The organism is Shewanella sp., from assembly GCF_013214165.1.
Taxonomy (GTDB): domain Bacteria; phylum Pseudomonadota; class Gammaproteobacteria; order Enterobacterales; family Shewanellaceae; genus Shewanella.
This window is the reverse complement of the sequence record NZ_JABSSM010000019.1, coordinates 124,852-141,748: the sequence shown is the minus strand read 5'-3', so window position 1 is coordinate 141,748 and position 16,897 is coordinate 124,852. Positions and strand designations below refer to the sequence as shown.

Here is a 16,897-nt window from a genome sequence, read left to right as displayed (position 1 = left end):
TCAAGATTGGAAAGATTGTACTGTTGAGATAACATTTGACGTATATCTTGATATCCCTGCTCATCATGAATCGCTGAGACTGAAAGGTAGTTTTTCTTATCATCATCCAAAATACTGAACAGTTTAAATTTCCTGATGATATTAGGTGACAAGTATTGGCTAATGAAACTTTCATCTTTAAAATTTTGCATGGCAAAATGTAAAGTCTCTAACCAGTCGCTGCCTGCAATATCAGGAAACCACTGTCTGTCTTCATCGGTAGGATCTTCACAGATCCGCCTGATATCGATAAACATGTTGAAGCCCAAGGCGTAAGGATTAATGCCATTATAGCGGGGGCTGTTGTAGCTTGGTTGCACAATAACATTGGTGTGGCTCTGCAGAAACTCCAGCATAAATCTGTCGGTCACTAAGCCATCATCATAGAGGTGATTTAAAATCGTGTAGTGCCAAAATGTGGCCCAGCCTTCATTCATTACTTGGGTTTGTTTCTGAGGGTAAAAATATTGCCCCATTTTCCTGACTATCCGCACTATCTCTCTTTGCCATGGCTCCAGTAAGGGCGCATGTTTTTCGATGAAGTAAAGTATATTTTCCTGAGGTTCCTCTGGAAACCTTGATTCGGTTTTCTCATCCAGCTCTTGATGTGCCTTAGGCACAGTGCGCCACAGGTCGTTGACCTGACTCTGAAGGTATTCTTCACGCTCTTTCTGCCTGAGCTGCTCCTCTTTAAATGAGATCTCACTCGGGCGCTTATATCTATCGACTCCGTAGTTCATCAGAGCGTGGCACGAGTCTACTATCAGTTCAACCTGCTCTATGCCATGGAGTTCTTCGCACTGGCTAATATAGTTCTTGGCAAAAACCAGATAATCTATGATAGAGCTGGCATCGGTCCAGGTTTTAAAAAGGTAATTGTTTTTGAAGAAACTGTTATGACCGAAACTCGCGTGAGCCATCACCAAGGCTTGCATGGTGATGGTGTTCTCTTCCATCAGATAGGCGATACATGGGTCAGAATTAATGACAATTTCGTAAGCCAATCCCATTTGACCGCGTTTATAACTCTGTTCGGTCTCAATAAATTTTTTACCGAAGGACCAATGGGTGTAGCCTAAAGGCATGCCGATACCGGCATAGGCATCCATCATCTGCTCTGCGGTGATCACTTCAATTTGGTTGGGATAGGACTCCAGTCGATAGTGGGCGGCAACCCTCTCTATTTCGGTCAAGTATTTCTGCAGCAGTTCGAAGTTCCAGTCTGGCCCGTCATCGAGTGGTGTTCGTTTTTTTTTGTTATCCATAACGCCCCCTTATACAGCTTGCTTCTTGAAGAGTTCTCTAAACACAGGATATATATCTTCGGCCTGCTTGATATGCTGTACGGCTATGTTATCGAAAGACTTCTGTAGGCCCTCATACTCGCGCCACAGTGTCTGGTGAGCTCGGTTGGTGATCTCTATGTAGCTAAAGTAGCGCACCACAGGCAAGAGTTTTTTCTCCAGTAGCTGCTTACAACCGGGTGAGTCGTCGGCCCAGTTATCGCCGTCAGAGGCTTGCGCCGCATAGATATTCCATTCACTCTGTGGGTAACGTTCCTTCTGGATCTTGTGCATCAGTTTCAGTGCACTGGAGACTATGGTGCCACCGGTTTCTTGTGAGTAGAAGAACTCATGTTCATCGACCTCTTTTGCTTGAGTATGGTGGCGAATATAGACAACATCTAAATTCTTATAGGTACGGGTTAGAAAGAGGTATAGCAAGATATAGAAGCGCTTAGCCATGTCTTTCGTTGCCTGATCCATAGAGCCAGATACGTCCATCAGACAGAACATGACGGCCTGACTCGAGGGGATCTCACGTTTGGCAAAGTTGTTGTACCTTAAGTCGAATGTGTCAATAAAGGGGACTTTGGCTATCTTCTGCTTCAGCGCTTCAATTTGCTCTTTCAACAACAAGATACGTTCGGCTTCTGCGCCCGGCGTATTCTCGAGCTCTTCGAGTTGAGTCTCTAGCTCGGCGAGTAACTTCTTCTTACTCGAAGACATGGCGATACGCCTTGCCAGTGAAGACCTCAATGAGCGGACAATGTTGATATTGGCAGGGACACCATCATTGGTAAATCCGGCACGATATACCTGATATTCGACTAATTTGTTGAGTCGATTATTTTGCAGGTTAGGTAATTCTAGATCTTCAAAAAGAAGTTCTAAATATTCGTCTTTCGAAATTTGAAATACGAAATCATCGTCGCCTTCTCCTGAATCGGACGCTTCTCCCTGACCCGAGCCTTGGCCTCTACCGCCCGGCGGACGTTCAATCTTGTCTCCTTTGATAAACTGATCGTTGCCGGGATGGACTCGTTCTCTTATTCCACCTTGGCCCTGGTGAAATGAAGGCTCACTGATGTCCTTGGTGGGAATGCCAATTCTCTCGCCCTTATCGACATCGGTAACGCTACGACGTGTCACCGCATCACTGACGGCTTTTTTAATCTGTTGCTTGTAGCGATTGATAAATCGTTGACGATTAACCGTACTTCTTCCCTTAGCATTGAGTCTTCTGTCTATGAAATTCGCCATGCGCACCTCCTGAACATAACCGGAAGCGTGTCTTCCTCCCGGCCTGCCTATATTAAGAAGACTTACGTACTCTCAGGTACCATTCAGATAGCAGCCTGACTTGCTTCTTGGTGTAGCCTTTCTTCATCATTCGATTGACAAAATCATCGTGTTTACGCTGATCATCCGTGGATGTTTTGGCATTGAAAGAGATCACAGGGAGCAGATCTTCGGTATTCGAGAACATCTTCTTCTCTATGACAGTTCTGAGCTTCTCATAGCTAGTCCACAGAGGATTGCAGCCCTCGTTATTGGCCCGGGCCCTGAGTACAAAGTTAACAATTTCATTCCTGAAATCTTTGGGGTTGCTGATCCCGGCGGGCTTTTCAATTTTTTCCAGCTCAGCGTTGAGTGCTGAACGGTCGAAAAGCTGACCGGTATCAGGGTCCCGATATTCCTGATCTTGGATCCAGAAATCGGCATAGGTGACATATCGGTCAAAAATGTTCTGACCATATTCAGAGTAAGACTCCAAATAAGCGGTTTGTATCTCTTTACCGATAAATTCCACATACTTAGGGATCAGATAACCCTTAAGAAATTCCAGATAACGTTCGGCGGTTTCGGTGGGAAACTGCTCTTGTTCTATCTGACGTTCGAGTACATAGAAGAGATGGACCGGATTGGCCGCTATCTCACTCTGATCGAAGTTAAATACCTTAGATAATATTTTAAAGGCAAAACGTGTAGATAGGCCCTGCATACCTTCATCTACGCCGGCATAATCGCGATATTCTTGATAGGATTTTGCCTTAGGATCTGTGTCCTTCAGACTTTCGCCGTCATAGACACGCATCTTGGAGTAAATGGATGAGTTTTCAGGTGACTTGATACGGGATAGCACACTAAATTGAGCCAAGGTTTCCAATGAGCCCGGCGCACAGGGGGCATTGGTTAGCTCAGAGTTAGACAGTAATTTCCGGTAGATCTGCATCTCCTCAGACATCCTCAAGCAATAGGGCACTTTAACGATATAGACCCTATCCAGGAAAGCTTCATTGGTTTTATTGTTGCGGAACGTCGTCCACTCAGACTCGTTAGAGTGAGCCAGGATGATGCCGCTGTACGGCAGGGCAGACAGGCCCTCGGTGCCATTATAGTTGCCTTCCTGAGTAGCGGTCAGTAGTGGATGAAGCACCTTGATTGGCGCCTTGAACATCTCGACAAACTCCATGATGCCTTGGTTTGCTCGGCACAGGGCGCCAGAGTATGAGTAGGCATCGGCGTCATTCTGCGCAAAATGCTCAAGCTGGCGAATATCTACCTTACCGACCAAGGAAGAGATATCTTGATTGTTCTCGTCACCAGGTTCTGTCTTAGCGATGGCCACCTGATCCAGAATGGAGGGGAAGACCTTTACCACCTTAAATTTGGAAATATCACCCCCGTATTCATGCAGACGTTTAACCGCCCAGGGAGACATGATGCATTTAAGATACCGGATGGGAATATGGTATTCTTTTGCCAATAACTCACTGTCTTCATCAGGATTAAATAAACAGAATGGGTGGTCATTAACAGGGCTTCTGACGCCATTGGCGGTCAGCACATAGATAGGGATCTTCTGCATCAAGTCTTTCAGTTTCTCAGCCAGAGAAGACTTACCACCACCGACTGGGCCGAGGAGATACAATATCTGTTTCGATTCCTCTAAACCTTGTGCGGAATGTTTAAGGTAAGCCACTATCTGCTCTATGGCATCCTCCATACCGTAGAAATCTTTGAATGCCGGGAACCGAGAAATTAGTCGGTTTGAGAAAATTCGACTGAGGATTGGATCCTTAGACGTATCGATAGTTTCAGCGTCACCGATAGCGAGTAACAAGCGTTCGGCAGCCGATGCATATGCACTTCGGTCTTTTTTGCTGATCTCTAAAAACTCTTGTAGTGAATACTCTTCGTCGAGTTTCTGTTCGTAGCGCTGTTGGTAATGCTCAAAAATGCCCATATTCCACCCCCTGAAACGCCTAATAAGTGTGTAAGCGATAACTAAAAACATGTCTCCTACTGTTAATATTAGACCTTAAAAATGAACAGCGTCATAAAAAAGCCAAATAAAACAAAGAGAAACAGTTGCAAATGCAACTATTGCACTTGTAGTCAGTGGGGATTTTAGTGGAACTTATCGAGAAGCATAAAAAAAGGAGCCGTAATGGCTCCTTCTTGTCAATGGGCTAGTTTTTACCCAGGCATTCTTTTTCCGGCGAGTTACGCGAAATTTTGGTTAACGAAATCCCAGTTAACCAATTCCCAGTAATGGGCCAAGTAATCAGGACGCACGTTACGGTAATCTATGTAGTAAGCATGTTCCCATATATCGACAGTCATGATTGGTGTTACAGTGCTATCGGTCAAAGGCGTGGCAGCATTACTAGTATTAACAATAGCGACGCTACCGTCGGCATTCTTAACTAGCCAAGTCCAGGCGCTACCGAAGTTATTGACAGCTGAATCGGTGAACTTAGCTTTGAACGCGTCGAAAGAACCAAAGGCGTCATCAATCGCCTTAGCTACTGCACCGGTTGCTGCGCCGCCGCCATTTGGAGACAGACAGTTCCAGTAGAAGGTGTGGTTCCAGATCTGTGCCGCATTGTTGAAGATACCGCCAGTTGAGGTCTTGATGATCTCTTCAAGGCTTTTTTCAGCAAGTTCAGTGCCGTCAACTAGACCATTTAGCTTAACAACGTAGGTGTTGTGATGCTTGCCATAATGAAATTCAATAGTCTCTTTCGAGATATGAGGTTCTAGTGCGTCTTTTGCATACGGTAATGCAGGTAGTTCAAAAGCCATGAGTTGCTCCACTCTATTAGGTTTATTATGTTTCTAGAATCTAATTCTACTTGAAAATTCCTTATCAGTATCTTCAATTTTCCGATTAAATCAATAAAAATGTTTATATTTAATAACCTTTAAAAAAGTAGGTTTTAGTTATGGGTAAACCTGAAGTACAATAGGAGAAATTATTAGTAATTGTGTGTGCAGTTTAGGAATTGAAATGGAAATAAACGAAACAGTAGAAAAAATCAAAGCACAACTCGCCGAAAACCCAATCATAGTTTACATGAAAGGTTCTCCCAAATTGCCTAGCTGTGGATTCTCATCACAGGTTGCTGAAATCATGATCAACTGTGATGCACAATTTGCGTTTGTTGATATTTTACAGAATCCAGATATTCGCTCTGAACTGCCTAAATACGCCAACTGGCCGACTTTTCCTCAGCTCTGGATCGAAGGTGAGTTGATCGGTGGTTGTGATATCTTGACTGAAATGTACCAGAAAGGTGAGCTGCAGACGCTTATCACTGAAACAGCAGCAAAATATGCTGCTGAAGATGAAAAGAACGCTTAATGTAAGTTAAGTGAGTCAGTCAAAAAAAGCCTTTCATTTGAAAGGCTTTTTTTATGGGAGTAGCATTTTACCTATTAGTATTAAGCCGACTCTGACTCAGTATCTTTAGGCATAGGTAATAACAAATTCAAGGTGATCGCTACAATGCCGCACAGGCTAATGCCTGTCAGACTGAATGAGCCAATACCCAAGGCCATGCCGCCGATGCCAAATACCAGAGTGACCCCTACGATACACAGATTTCTCGGTTCGGTGAGATCCACCTGATTCTTAATCAGCGAATTTAACCCTACCGCCGCAATCGAGCCGAACAAGAGGCACATGATGCCACCCATCACAGGAACTGGGATGGTCAACATGATGGCGCCAAGCTTACCGACGAAGGCGAGAATAATGGCAGTAATAGCAGTCCAGGTCATGATCACTGGATTAAACGATTTAGTTAAGGTGATGGCACCAGTCACTTCAGAATAGGTGGTATTTGGCGGTCCACCAAAGGCCGAGGCGGCAATCGTTGCAACACCGTCACCGGCAAGGGTCCTGTGCAGTCCAGGTTTCTTCAGATAATCTTTACCCGTAACGTTAGAGATGGCCAGAATATCGCCGATATGCTCTACGGCCGGCGCAATGGCAACGGGGATCATAAATACGATGGCATGCCAGTTAAATTCCGGGGCAACGAAATTGGGCATGGCTATCCAACTGGCTTGGGCGACAGGGGTAAAGTCGACGATGCCAAAACTGAGACTCAAACCATAACCCACTAAAATACCGGCTAAGATGGGCATCAATCTGAAGATCCCTTTAGCAAATATGGCGATGCCTATTGTGGTGAGCAGGGCGGCGAGTGAGATGATTAATGCGATATTTTGCTCCACTATAACCAGAGAGCCATCACCACTCTTGCCCATGGCCATATTCACGGCGACTGGGGCCAGGCCCAGTCCTATCACCATGATAACGGGCCCGATAACGACGGGAGGGAGTAGACGTTTGATGAAACCATCACCCCTAACCTTGACGATGCTGGCTAATATCAGATAGACGACCCCGGCTGCCATCAGTCCCCCCATGGTAGAGGGGATCCCCCAAGTCTGTACGCCGTACATGATAGGGGCGATAAAGGCGAATGAAGACGCGAGAAAAATGGGGATCTGTCTCTTAGTGATTAACTGGAAAATCAGTGTGCCTATACCTGCGGTAAACAGGGCGACATTGGTATCTAATCCGGTCAATAAGGGCATCAATACCAAGGCGCCAAAAGCCACAAATAGCATTTGAGCCCCTTGAAGGGCGAGGGCGAAATTTTTCATTATTATCTCTATTATTGGGTATCTGGCTAATGTTAACAGTATGGGGAAACTTTCATAGTAATTAGTATCATGCTTGTTTAAATTTTTTGGGGAAACAAAAATAGATATAGAAACGATGAAATAGCCAAGTGAATGATCTGGAGTGAACCAAGATGTGATACAATTTTGTTATCATGTCTCCCGTTAGAACAGTGAAGATGCTGAAAACCCTATTAAACTCTTCGATTTTTTGTGCTGGCTATTTATTGTTACAAATCAATCTAGTGAGTGCCGCCGAAGTTTATCAACTCGATGAAACCTTGGTTCCGGTCGAATCCCGCTCCGTTGCCCAGCGACAAAAAGCCATTTCAATTGGGCTGAAAGAAGTAGTTCTGAAAAATTCAGGCACTAAGGCATCCATCTCTCATCCAAGTATTCAGGCCAAGGTGAAAAATCCCTCCTCATTACTCAGTCAGTTTGGATACAAGGAGATCGACGGCGAGCTATTTTTGCAGGTCAGTTTCGATCATCAACGTATCATCCAGCTCTTAAGAGATGCTCATTTACCCGTCTGGGGCAAACAGAGACCCTTGACCTTAATGTGGCTAGTTGAGGACGATGCTGAAGCGAGACAGATAGTCAGTGATGGATCTGTGCTCGATAGCCGGGAGCTGTTCCAATCAGCCTCTCAATCGAACGGGGTGCCTTTACTCTTTCCTATCATGGATCTCGATGACAACATGAATGTGACCCTCAATGATATCCGCGGCATGTTTGTCGAACAGGTGGCTAGGGCATCTCAGCGTTATCAGGCTGATTATTTCGTTATGGCGTCTATCGATACTCGTGGCAAGGCCATACAATATAATTTTTCCTTATATCCCAAGTCCAGCGGCGAAACGTTGCACAAGCCTCTAACGAGTAAAAGTAAGCAGGTTAATGATATCGATACCGCGGTGAAGGAGATTATCGCGGCTGTGAGCGAATATTATGTCGGACGCTATGCGATTGCAGATTCTGGCAATACACTCAATAGTTATGTAACGTTTGTCGATATTACCGAATTGAAGCAGCTGGTCGAAATTGAGAAATACCTTAAGCAACTCAGTGCCGTAAAATTAGTTCAACTGACTCAATTGCAAGGCACTTCGGCTAAGTTTACACTTGATCTGTTTGGCACCGAAGATGATCTTCGCAGATTGATGAAACTTGAACCTAGAGTCGGGGTCTTGAAACAATCTATGCCTGTGATACTGAGCGATGATAGATTCGGTCCACGGCCTTCTCACGAAGTACAAGGCCCAGAGTATCGCTGGCGAGGCTAGTCTTGAATATGAATCCTTAGGCACTCGTGTTAAAATGAGTGCCTAAGTAATACCTGTGTAATTGAGAATTATCTGAGTGAAATCTAACTCACCATTACAACTGTCTTTGCCTGTACATCTACCCGATGATGAGACCTTTAACAGCTACTACCCCGCAGCGGGTAACGATGAGCTGATTCAAAGCTTACAAGCTTGCGCCGAAGGAGCTGCCCATCAGGCTGTTTTTCTTTGGGGGCCGGTTAAATCCGGTCGAACTCACCTTATGCACGCTGCCTGTGCCCATGCGAACGATGTTCAAAGAAGTAGTTTTTATATACCATTAGGCATACATGCCAGCATTTCTCCTGCGTTATTGGAAGGTTTAGAGCAGTTGGATCTGATCTGTATCGATGACGTCGATGCCATTGCCGGTCATCCTTTATGGGAAGAAGCCATTTTCGACCTCTATAACCGAGTCTCTGAAAATACTCAATGCTCCTTGATCGTCAGTGCCAGTGTTTCACCCACAGATTCTGGCTTTGTGCTGGCCGATCTCGTCTCTCGTATGCAGTGGGGCCTCAATTATCAGTTACAGCCCATGGCCGATGACGAGAAGCTGGCGGCGCTGCAGCGACGTGCTGCCATGCGTGGTCTGCAACTCGAGGACGATGTGGGGCGTTTCTTGCTAAATCGTTTAGCCAGAGACTTGAGAACCCTGTTTGATGTGCTCGATAAGTTAGATAAAGATTCACTGGTTCACCAGCGTAAGTTAACGATCCCGTTCGTTAAGAAGATGCTCAAGTTGTAATTTCACGCAAAAAAAGCCGGTAATGACTCAGTTTATTACCGGTTTTTTTATGCCGTTTTTTTAATGCCAGTTATTGGCGTTAATTCATCTTATGCCTATCGCCACTTATTCTCAGTGCGGGGGTAAATGCTTCTTGAGAGACTCGAGTATCGGTCGACGGCGCAGCATTTATTTTCTGTGGCGTCGGGGCTAACTGAGGTGAAATGGTCAGATTATCTAACCAAGACAGGCCTTGAGTCATCTGGATTGGTTCCGGTAAATCCCCAATAAGCTGAGTCGCATCTAAAGTCGGTAAGATTTGACTGATAACGAACGCCGCTCTCTGAGGGATCTTAGAGCCTGCACTCTTCTCACCTATGCGTCCACGTTGTCCCCAGTCAACTGTGATACTGGCCGCGGTGGCATTGTCCGGTTTATCTGTGATGCCAACATCACGCATTATTCCAAATCTGTAGCTCATCATGGCTTCTTCGAACAACATGGCGGTATCTTCACGACGGGTTGAATAGGCGTAATAGTCCGTTGCACTGTCATCGGAGAAGAAACCTGTGATGTCATCTGGCAGAAACGCTTGCTGCGCAGCAGTGGCAGTTTCGCCCCTAAAGCTGACGTCGGCGAGACTATACATCTGGTCACTCAACAGAGGATACAGGGACGTGACTCGATCGGATATTAACTCGCCGGCCGAGGTGCGGCGATTATAGTGATCTAACAAGGTTTGGCTATCGACAGGGATGGTGTCGTAAATCGAGCTGGGAAAGAAGTCATTGGCATGGGCGAGTTCATGAAATAATAGCGAGGACAAATCAGGACCCATCTGGGTCATGGTGCGATCGGTTCTCAGCGTTCTGGGACTCGAGTATGATACATAGGCATTATCTTTGACATAACGCCAAGGCATGATGAAGCCTAACTGATCGCCAAATGCGCTACGAAAATCCGCCGCTTCGTTGATCACATCTCGCTCTTCGGCGAGTAACCAAAGGTCTGTGGGATCTAAGTAAATAGCGCCTGTGACGACCCAATAAAATGATGGGCGAATATCATAGCTGATCACTATGGCGGTTACCGATTGTAATAGTTGAGCAAAGTCACTGTCTGGATCCATGTTATCGAGAAATGTCTCGAAATTCTCTCCCATCCATTGATGCGAAACCAAGACTCTGTCCATGATCTTGTCTTTCTCGGAGAGGGAAAGAGTTTGACCGAGTAAAGGTAACTGCTCGATGGTACAGGGGGAGAGTAGTTGATTGGAATACACGCATGAATTGAGCGCATTTTTGTAGGGTGAGTTCTCTTGGTAGGCAAATGTGCGGGCTACAGGTGCATCGAAATAGGGGGAGCTAATGGCAGACTCATTGGTGATCAGCGTCAGGACTTCGTCGATAACCGCTTCCCCATCGACACTGGCAGTTGCTCTTAATATGGCGATAGTATCCGAGTTTACTGCTGGAGCCTTAAATTGAGGGCGTTCAATATTACTGGTATCTATGTTGAGATCGGGTCCCAATGCGATACACCAGCTAAGCGCAGATGGGATTTTATCTGCATTGACGCCGACTCTATCGGCTCTGACACTGACATCGTTACCTTCAACCACCTGTTGGTCGCTGCGGACATTGAACTGAGCTGTAGTCATGGCCGCAACAGAGATATTGACAGTTTCATTGAAGGACATGCCGTTACCTGCAACATTAACGGAGAAGCTATAGTCACCGGCATCGGCAAATTGAAATGCTAAAATAGGACTTTTGACCGATTTAAGTATCAGGGGCTGCCCCGCAATTTGTGCCCACTCGAAGGTGAGTCCTTTACTATCAGAGCCGGCTATTCTTGCTACTATGGCGGCGGTTTGATTGGCGCTATAGCTAGGTTCGGTGACAAATTCTAAGGCCGAAGGGCTAGATATAACCGTTAATTGGGTTTGCTGTTCACATCGAGCTAAATTTGGCTGAGGAGGATCGATAGGCGTATTGTTATCCCCATCTGAACTCCCCCCGCCACAGGCCGCTAGGGCTAAAACACTGACTAGGGTAAGCGTGTTAAGTTTCCTCATCGAAGGGGACTCCCGTTATGAATATGTTAAATTATTGTTTTAACTAATACCATTCCATATAAGTATCTGGTCAGTTCAGAGGCTCTCAGTTTTTTCAATTCAAGGCGCATTGATGAGGAAATGGTTATTCCCTTCTAAGTCAATGTAACACAGAAGTGGAAACACTGAGAGCCTCACGCAGTGCGGGTTTCAAAGCCCTTTATGCTACGTTGAATATTTTCGATATAGAATAACTATTAGCTTCAAACATTCGCCTTGCCTACAGTGCTTTGAACTCCCGCTGAATGATCAGATACTTACTCGGAATGGTATAAAATATAACACGAGATTTAACATTCAAGCACTAGTATTACCCAAGCAATAAAAAAAGCGCCCAGAGGCGCTTTTTTTATGATTATTGATCAATCTTGGTTATTTCTTTTTCTTCTTTAACCCTAGACCTAATTCTTTGCCACGAATGCGGGCATAAAATGGAAAGCCTATCAGCAGGGCCCCCAGCAGGAGAACCTCAACCAGGGCAAACACAAAATACTTCTCTGTGACGTAGAGTAAGGTGAGTCCATGGAGCATATACACACAGATGATAAAGCTGGCCCAAGCATAAGTGTAGGGCTTACCTTGGATGATGCCTTTCAAGGGGAAAAATAATGGGATGATCCACATAGCAGCAAAGATCAGGGAATATTCACCCGTGATCCCCTTGTTGATAAACCAAGCGCTGAGCATTAATACTAATGCCAGATAACCAGCTCGGCATAGTTGAAACAAACGAGTAGAATTCATTGATCAGCCTTATAGAATCGCAAGAACATTTTCGGGAGGACGGCCGATAGCAGCTTTATCGTTAGCCAGCACTATGGGGCGTTCAAGCAGCTTAGGGGTATCGACGATAGCTTGAATGAGCTGCGATTCAGTCAAGCTAGTGTTGGCTAAATCTTGTGCTTTATATTCTGTCTCCTTGGTGCGCATTAACTCTCGCGCACTTAAACCCAATTTAGTGAGTAAATCTTCAATTTCATTCTTGTTGAGAGGAAATTTCAGATAGTCAACTATTTGGATTTCGCAATCTCTTTCCTCTAATAAAGCAAGGGTTTGACGGCTTTTAGAGCAGCGTGGGTTATGAATAATACTGACCATAGTCATAGGCTTATGTCCGAATGCAAATATTGCCGACATCATACTCGAAAAGGTGGCCAAAGTCACAATCAGAAAACATGGCTAATAGGGGGAATTGGGGGGATATCTTGCAGGGACTCGCCATGATACCTAAGTGTAAAATGGCGATGACTAGCAGTGAAAGTCAGTGACCTTGAGCTAAGAACACCGAAATAATTAACCCGTTATTTAAGTGCCTCAATTGCGGATTTAGCCTGCTTGAATTGTCGAATTCTAGCCTCTATTCGGGCAAGTTGTAGCGGCTTTTCTTTGGACAATCGATAAGCGAAATTGAGCTGGTCTACCGCACCTTTATAGTCTGCACCCAGCGCCATAGATTCGGCGTTGACGAAGTGTTCCATGGCTTTGTTGCCCGTCTTTTTATATGCATCGCTGAGCAAGAAGAAAGGCAACTGATTTCGTTTGTCTAAGAAGATGAGCTCCTCGAGCAAGGGGATGGCTTGCCTTGCCTTGTCTGCTTCTATGTACACATGGGCCAAGTTAGTGTTAATGACCTGAGAAAATGGCTTAAGATCGTGTTGTATCTCGAGAAATGTTATGGCTTCATCCGTGGCTTGTCGCTGCACCAAGAGATCTGTCTTGGTATCGATATAAAATAGATTGTTGCTATTTTCTGTTAACAAGCCATCAATTATCTCTTCGGCTTCATCGAAGTGCTTAGTTCTAAATAGGGCTAGAGCCTTACCGTAAAGTGCCGCACTTTTGAAGGTGTAGGTTCTTTTTCTGAGCTGTTGGTCGAATAAGGCAAGGGCAGCCTCTTCGCTGTAGCCGGAAAATCTGACCTGAATTCGCGCTTTCGCTAGCTGAAAGTCTATGTTATCCGGCACATATCTGTGGGGATACTGAGCCGCTCGGTATCTGGCTTCGGTAATACGTGACTCGGGGAGTGGGTGAGTCAATAACATCTGTGGAGGCTTACTGGTGAAGCGGTAGCGAGTCGCAAGTTTAGCGAAAAAATCTGCTGCACCATTAGGGTCGAAGCCTGCATCAACCAAAATTTTCATGCCGATTCTGTCAGCTTCTTTTTCATGGGCTCGAGTAAAGTTAATTTTGGCCTGAGTCGATAGGGCTTGTGTGGTGGCCAGTGCTGCCATCCCTGCCTGTGGTGAGGCTATTGTCAGGAGTATAGCGCCTAGCATGCCGACAAGCGTTGCGGTTGAACTCTTATCTTGGGCTTCTATTGAACGGGCTAAGTGCCTTTGGGTAACGTGGGTAATTTCATGGCCCAGTACTGACGCTATCTGGCTCTCATTACCGGCGTTTAGAAACAAACCTGTGTGAACGCCGACGTGTCCTCCGAAGAAGGCGAAGGCGTTGATTTCATCATTTCTTAACAAGAAAAAATAGAAAGGGGTCTTAACGCCCGTCGCATGAGCCACCAGTTTATTACCTAGCTCAGTCAAATATTGACTCAACACCGGGTCGTTGAGCATGGGCGCCGAGGAGCGGATCACCCGCATATAAGCATCGCCGTAGATGGTCTCTTTCTCGAGACTGAAGGTATTGACGGCGGCAGTACCCAGATCGGGAAGGTCGTTGTTCGCAAAAGCCATAGGCGCGGTAGCACAGAAAAAAAGTGAAATGGCACCGGCTAACAGAGATTTGGTTGATGTAATTTTACTCAAACTTATCCTTAATATGGGCAATGTGGTCTTGGTCAAAACATTCTCTAGGAACTAATAAACAAGCTGCTGAGTTTACTCGAATAACTCATGTAATTATGTTTAATAGTGAGATTAATATTACCTGCAGTTTTGCGCATATTCCACACTTGTGTATATTCATTATGAATATTGCACTTAGCATTGACCTCGAGGTAATAGATTCACCATAGATCGCTTGTGGTTTGTCTTGCAACTTAGGATAATAGCCAAAGTTTGTTCATGGCAAGATTATTATGGTTTTTATCGATTTAACCACACTTCGTTGTCCATTAGTGTTAGTCAAAGTCAAACTCGCATTGAAAAAACTCAGCAGCGACGATGTACTTTGTGTTTCGTTATCAGACACTGGCTCTAGACAGGATGTTCCCCGGTTTTTAAAAAAAGTCGGTTATCGTTACTCAGAAGTGAGAAATGATGACCGGGTGTTAACATTAAAAATCGCTAAATAGCGGATACCCTGTACAAGGACAACGAGACGATCAACGGTTTATTTTCAGGAATGGTGAATGTTAACTTTATTGACAACTTGGTATAAAGAACGTTTTAGCGATCCCCAAGCGGTGACCTTGGTCTTTATATTGCTTGGGATAGCCTTAGCTATCTATTTTGCGGGGGGCTTGTTGGCCCCCTTGTTGGTGGCCTTAGTGCTGGCCTTCTTACTCGAGTGGCCGGTGGCACAGATGTCAAGGCTAGGCATTAATCGCACTACGGCTGCCTCATTAGTGTTAGTCGTGTTTGTGGGTGTCATGTTGCTGCTGATCTTTGGTCTGGTTCCCAGCATATGGAAACAGGGACTCGCCCTCGTCACTGACTTGCCGACCATGCTCGATAAAGGCTTGCTCATCGTGCAAGGTTACGTCAATCAGTATCCGCAGTTTGTTAATCCGGATCAGCTCGATACCATGGTTCATGAGCTGAAGAAGATGCTGGACACACAGCACCTGTTGGATATAGGTAAGCAAATTCTTGGCTATTCGGCATCCTTGTTAGTCTTGATGGTATACGTCATCTTGGTTCCTTTATTGGTTTTTTTCTTTCTCAAAGATAAAGATGAGCTGCTACGTGGCAGTAAACGATTTATTCCGACGAATCGAGATCTCGCTCATAAGGTCTGGATTGAGATGAACCAGCAGATATTTAACTATATTCGGGGCAAGGTGATAGAGATAGTCATCATAGGCGTGGTGAGCTACATCTTCTTCGCCGTGATGGATCTCAGGTATGCAGCCTTGTTAGGTGTGTTGACCGGTTTTTCCGTACTCATTCCCTACGTTGGCGCCACCTTAGTGACCCTGCCTATCGCGCTGGTGGCCTTCTTCCAGTGGGGGTTCAGCCCAGAATTTGGCTATCTTATGTTAGGTTACGCTGTTATTCAGGCATTAGATGGTAACGTGTTGGTGCCTGTTCTTTTTTCCGATGCGGTGGATCTGCATCCGGTGTTTATTATTGCGGCTGTGTTGATTTTTGGCGGACTGTGGGGCGTGTGGGGCGTGTTCTTCGCCATACCATTAGCCTCTCTGGTTAAGGCGGTACTCAATGCCTGGCCGACACTAGAATCTCAGGTTGAGACGGTAGAAAGACAGTCGTGAATTAACTTGCTAAACTTGTTTAAAAGGGCCTGAGGCCCTTTTTTTATGGCTGATTGTTGAGTAAACCCGTTGATAAATCAATCATGGCACAGGGATTGTTTCGCCGTTATCGCCAGAGACCGATAGATGATGGTGGTTTGTTTGGCTTTAATGTTCCAATGTTGCCAATACAGGGGCACACGTTTTCTCTTGCCTGGGGTGATCTCAATCAGTAGACCTCTCTGCAGTAATGGCTCGGCTTGAAGGTGGCCTACTAGCCCATAGCCTAATCCTTGTAAAATAGCATCGAGAAAACTTTCTGAGGAGGGGATCTTGTGCTCACGCCAGCTGCCGGTTTTCATCTTAAAATATTGGCTCAGGTACTGCTCATGAAGCTTGTCTTTAGTTGAGAACACAACCGCAGGCGCTAATTTAAGAGAGGTTTGCGAGACAGTAATGGGGAAGTATCGCTCGATAAATTCAGGGGTTGCGACGCAAAGATACTCCATATCCCCCAGATATTCACTGCTGCAACCGGTAAGTGCTTGTTTGCTTGTGGTGACACAGCCAACAGCCTCGCCATTTTTTAATAGATGATGGGTGTAAGACTCATCATCGACAATCAGCTCAAGCAGCCATTGATGTCGCTTAAACACTTCACTCAACGCGGGTAAGAACCAGGTTGCTAAACTGTCGGCATTGACGGCTATCTTCACTATGGTGGGTAAGCTTGGATCGTCTACATTCATCTCTACTCTGAGCTCACTTTCTAATAATTCCACTTGAGAATAGTGCCGTAATAAACGCTTACCGGTAGTCGTTGCTTCGACAGGAGTAGTGCGTATGACTAAGGCTTGGCCGACTCTCTCCTCCAGCAGCTTTATCCGTTGTGACACGGCAGATTGAGTGATGCAGAGCACCTTGGCCGCGCGTTCGAAACCGCCCTCGGAGATCACTATGGAGAGGGCGCGCAGGTGTGCATAATCGAGCAAAATATGATTCCTTAGTACGAAGTGGTAGGTGTATAAGTTTTACTTATACACCATAAAAAAGATTAGT

General features: G+C 45.4%; 15 protein-coding genes. 5 read left to right on the top strand and 10 right to left on the bottom strand.

Going from position 1 to position 16,897, the window contains the following annotated elements; all coding sequences use genetic code 11:
* The 4 genes from HRU42_RS06930 to sodB form a co-directional block, all read right to left on the bottom strand.
* On the bottom strand, positions 1-1,304 hold a 1,304-nt coding region (locus HRU42_RS06930; RefSeq protein WP_295029774.1), incomplete at its 3' end, for a SpoVR family protein.
* A 9-nt stretch (positions 1,305-1,313) separates the two neighbouring features.
* On the bottom strand, positions 1,314-2,582 hold the full coding sequence (locus HRU42_RS06925; RefSeq protein ID WP_295029771.1) for a YeaH/YhbH family protein: 1,269 nt from the start codon (positions 2,580-2,582) through the stop codon (positions 1,314-1,316).
* 52 nt (positions 2,583-2,634) lie between these two features.
* Entirely contained in the window at positions 2,635-4,569 is a 1,935-nt protein-coding gene (locus HRU42_RS06920; RefSeq protein WP_295029769.1) for a PrkA family serine protein kinase, read from the bottom strand.
* A 260-nt stretch (positions 4,570-4,829) separates the two neighbouring features.
* On the bottom strand, positions 4,830-5,411 hold the full coding sequence (gene sodB / locus HRU42_RS06915; RefSeq protein ID WP_295029768.1) for a superoxide dismutase [Fe]: 582 nt from the start codon (positions 5,409-5,411) through the stop codon (positions 4,830-4,832).
* A 205-nt stretch (positions 5,412-5,616) separates the two neighbouring features.
* On the opposite strand from sodB, the gene grxD reads away from it, so the two are divergent.
* A complete protein-coding gene (grxD, locus tag HRU42_RS06910) occupies positions 5,617-5,970 on the top strand; it encodes a Grx4 family monothiol glutaredoxin (protein ID WP_295029766.1) in 354 nt (117 codons plus the stop codon).
* Between the two features lie 80 nt (positions 5,971-6,050).
* Here the strand turns inward: grxD and HRU42_RS06905 are convergent, their stop codons facing one another.
* Entirely contained in the window at positions 6,051-7,283 is a 1,233-nt protein-coding gene (locus HRU42_RS06905) for a uracil-xanthine permease family protein (protein ID WP_295029764.1), read from the bottom strand.
* Between the two features lie 245 nt (positions 7,284-7,528).
* Between HRU42_RS06905 and HRU42_RS06900 the strand changes: the two genes are divergently transcribed.
* On the top strand, positions 7,529-8,587 hold the full coding sequence (locus HRU42_RS06900; protein WP_295029762.1) for a DUF2066 domain-containing protein: 1,059 nt from the start codon (positions 7,529-7,531) through the stop codon (positions 8,585-8,587).
* Positions 8,588-8,663: 76 nt separating this feature from the next.
* The gene (gene hda / locus HRU42_RS06895; protein WP_295029761.1) at positions 8,664-9,374 is read left to right on the top strand and encodes a DnaA inactivator Hda; all 711 of its coding nucleotides are present in this window, start codon (positions 8,664-8,666) and stop codon (positions 9,372-9,374) included.
* 79 nt (positions 9,375-9,453) lie between these two features.
* On the opposite strand, the gene HRU42_RS06890 is transcribed toward hda, so the two are convergent.
* The 4 genes from HRU42_RS06890 to HRU42_RS06875 form a co-directional block, all read right to left on the bottom strand.
* Positions 9,454-11,430 carry a hypothetical protein gene (locus HRU42_RS06890; protein WP_295029759.1) on the bottom strand — a complete coding sequence of 659 codons (1,977 nt, stop codon included), beginning with the start codon at positions 11,428-11,430 and terminating at the stop codon, positions 9,454-9,456.
* A gap of 411 nt (positions 11,431-11,841) precedes the next feature.
* A complete protein-coding gene (locus HRU42_RS06885; RefSeq protein WP_295029757.1) occupies positions 11,842-12,213 on the bottom strand; it encodes a DUF2069 domain-containing protein in 372 nt (123 codons plus the stop codon).
* A gap of 9 nt (positions 12,214-12,222) precedes the next feature.
* The gene (arsC, locus tag HRU42_RS06880) at positions 12,223-12,573 is read right to left on the bottom strand and encodes an arsenate reductase (glutaredoxin) (protein WP_295029755.1); all 351 of its coding nucleotides are present in this window, start codon (positions 12,571-12,573) and stop codon (positions 12,223-12,225) included.
* Positions 12,574-12,770: 197 nt separating this feature from the next.
* Positions 12,771-14,231 (bottom strand): M48 family metalloprotease, encoded by a 1,461-nt coding sequence (locus HRU42_RS06875; RefSeq protein WP_295029754.1) that lies wholly within the window; start codon positions 14,229-14,231, stop codon positions 12,771-12,773.
* Between the two features lie 272 nt (positions 14,232-14,503).
* On the opposite strand from HRU42_RS06875, the gene HRU42_RS06870 reads away from it, so the two are divergent.
* Positions 14,504-14,719, top strand: a complete 216-nt coding sequence (locus HRU42_RS06870) for a sulfurtransferase TusA family protein (RefSeq protein ID WP_295029752.1) — start codon at positions 14,504-14,506, stop codon at positions 14,717-14,719.
* Positions 14,720-14,776: 57 nt separating this feature from the next.
* Positions 14,777-15,859 carry an AI-2E family transporter gene (locus tag HRU42_RS06865; RefSeq protein WP_295029750.1) on the top strand — a complete coding sequence of 361 codons (1,083 nt, stop codon included), beginning with the start codon at positions 14,777-14,779 and terminating at the stop codon, positions 15,857-15,859.
* 77 nt (positions 15,860-15,936) lie between these two features.
* On the opposite strand, the gene HRU42_RS06860 is transcribed toward HRU42_RS06865, so the two are convergent.
* Positions 15,937-16,830, bottom strand: a complete 894-nt coding sequence (locus HRU42_RS06860; RefSeq protein ID WP_295029748.1) for a LysR family transcriptional regulator ArgP — start codon at positions 16,828-16,830, stop codon at positions 15,937-15,939.
* Positions 16,831-16,897: the final 67 nt, after the last annotated feature.